This is a genomic window from Planktothrix sp. FACHB-1355 (genome assembly GCF_014748295.1).
Classification (GTDB): domain Bacteria; phylum Cyanobacteriota; class Cyanobacteriia; order Cyanobacteriales; family Aerosakkonemataceae; genus Aerosakkonema; species Aerosakkonema funiforme_A.
This window is the reverse complement of record NZ_JACJUP010001125.1, coordinates 1-2,288: the sequence shown is the minus strand read 5'-3', so window position 1 is coordinate 2,288 and position 2,288 is coordinate 1. Positions and strand designations below refer to the sequence as shown.

The following is a 2,288-nucleotide window of genomic DNA, read 5'->3' as shown; positions in this document are numbered from 1 at the left end:
GGGGATGTCACCATAACCGAAATTAAAAATTTAATTATAATAATAAATATATTATTTACATCTATCTAAAGTGAAGTATAAATAGAATACGGTGACGAATTTCGGTGCTGTTTTTATTCTCGATCGCTTTAAGAGAAGGCTTGTTCCTATAGACAGACGAGCAGATAAGCTTGCAGATATAGATTGTAGGGATAGGCTGTTAATGCCTGAGCGATCTGAGCGGAGTGAAATCTGGTGGAGCCAGATCGCGATCGCAACAAAATTGGAGGAGAGTAAACAGCATGAGTTTATTGTCAGTAGATGAAATCAAAACACTGGTAGAACAACCAAAGGGATTGTCCGTTTCCATATATATGCCTACATACCGAGGGGGAGCAGAATTGCAACAAAATCCCATCCGGTTTAAAAATGCCATACGAAAGGCAGAAGAACTTTTAGTCGAAAATGGTCTCAGCGACAGAGAAGCATTAAAATTTTTACAGCCCGCCCAAGAAGAACTCGATCGCGGCGATTTTTGGGAACAACAAGACAATGGTTTGGCAATTTTTATTGCTGATGGAGTATTGCATTACTACCGCTTGCCGGTAAATTTTGATGACTTAGTTGTAGTCACCGAGCATTTTCATCTCAAACCGCTAATGCGCCTGCTGACTGGCGATGGGCAGTTTTACATTTTGGAGATCGCTCAAAAGCAAATCAGGTTCCTAGAATGCACGCGCTTCAGCGCCAAGGAAGTCGAGTTGGAAGACGTACCGAAAAATATGGACGAAGCTCTCCAATATGACGAGACTGCTAAAGACGGTCAGCACCGTATCGCTACATCAAAAGGAGGAACTAACAATTCTTTCCAGCAGCCAGGTACTTTTCACGGACAGGGAAGTCCGGACAAGGATAATATCAAGCGGGATCTCCTGCAATTCTTCTACGCAGTCGATCGTGGATTGCAGAAATATCTCAACGGTAAAAAAGCACCTTTGGTGTTATCGGGAGTAGAGTATCTATTTCCAATTTACCGACAAGCAAATAGCTACCAGCATCTAGTTGAAGAAGGTATTACTGGCAACAATAAAATACTCACTCCGGAAGAGTTACACGCGCTAGCATTGCCAATTGTTGAACCGATATTTTTACAGTCACAGCAACAGGCGATCGAACACTACAAAGAACTGACAAGCACCGGCAAAACTTGCACTGATGTTAAAGAAGCTGTTCCAGCCGCTTATTTCGGTCGAGTCGAGGAATTGTTTGTGGCGGTAGGCGTGCAGCAGTGGGGAAATTTCGATCCCGATACGAACACAGTTTATATGCACCCCGAACCGGAAAAAGGCGATCGAGATTTATTGGATGCAGCGGCAATTCAAACACTTTTGAACGGCGGTACTGTCTATGCAGTCGAACCGGATAAAGTACCTGATGAAGCGCCGTTAGCAGCTGTGTTTCGATATTAATCAATCGGTCATGGTTAATGATTCATTATCGATCGCCATTAACCATGAACCATTAACTATCCAAGGGAGATAACGAAATGGAAATGACGACAACAAATACTACCAACCAACAGGAAACGTCTGGCAACGTCACTGATGCAGAGCGTTGGACATCGTTAATCGGTGGTGGCGCACTCGTACTTTACGGTTTGTCGCAACGCTCTCTTAGAGGTGCGTTAATGGCAGTTGCTGGTGGGGGTTTAGTTTATCGCGGCGTAACCGCACAAACGGGTATTCAGGAAGCAACAGGCATGAATCAAAGCATTAAAGTTGAAAAGACGGTAACTATCAATAAATCGCCTGAAGAACTCTATCGCTTCTGGCACAATTTTGAGAATTTGCCTCGCTTTATGAAGCATCTAAAACACGTAAAAGTATACGATGAAAAACGCTCCCACTGGATTGCCAGCGCACCTATGGGTAATAGCGTGGAATGGGATGCAGAAATCATCAACGACCAACAAAACAAGTTAATTGCCTGGGCTTCAGTTGAAGGTGCAGATATCGATAATTCCGGTTTTGTGCGCTTTCAACCCGCACCTGCCGATCGCGGTACTGAAGTGAAAGTTGTGATGGAATACAATCCGCCTGGTGGTGTGCTGGGATCTGCGATCGCCAAACTTTTCGGTGAAGAACCGGAACAGCAAATCGGAGACGATCTGCGCCGCTTTAAGCAATTGATGGAAGCTGGTGAAATTGCCACCACAGAAGGTCAAACTTCTTGTCGTCAGTAATTGACAAGCAAAAAAATTCCCGTACATAGAAACCCGGTTTCTTAAAGAAACCGGGTTTCTGCGTTGT

The 2,288-nt window shown here is 44.1% G+C and carries 2 protein-coding genes; both read left to right on the top strand.

Features of this window, described 5'->3' with window-relative positions; all coding sequences use genetic code 11:
* Positions 1–281 precede the first annotated feature (281 nt).
* The gene (locus H6S82_RS29765) at positions 282–1,448 is read left to right on the top strand and encodes a hypothetical protein (RefSeq protein WP_190469817.1); all 1,167 of its coding nucleotides are present in this window, start codon (positions 282–284) and stop codon (positions 1,446–1,448) included.
* Between the two features lie 77 nt (positions 1,449–1,525).
* Entirely contained in the window at positions 1,526–2,221 is a 696-nt protein-coding gene (locus H6S82_RS29760) for an SRPBCC family protein (RefSeq protein WP_190469820.1), read from the top strand.
* The last annotated feature ends 67 nt before the right edge of the window (positions 2,222–2,288 follow it).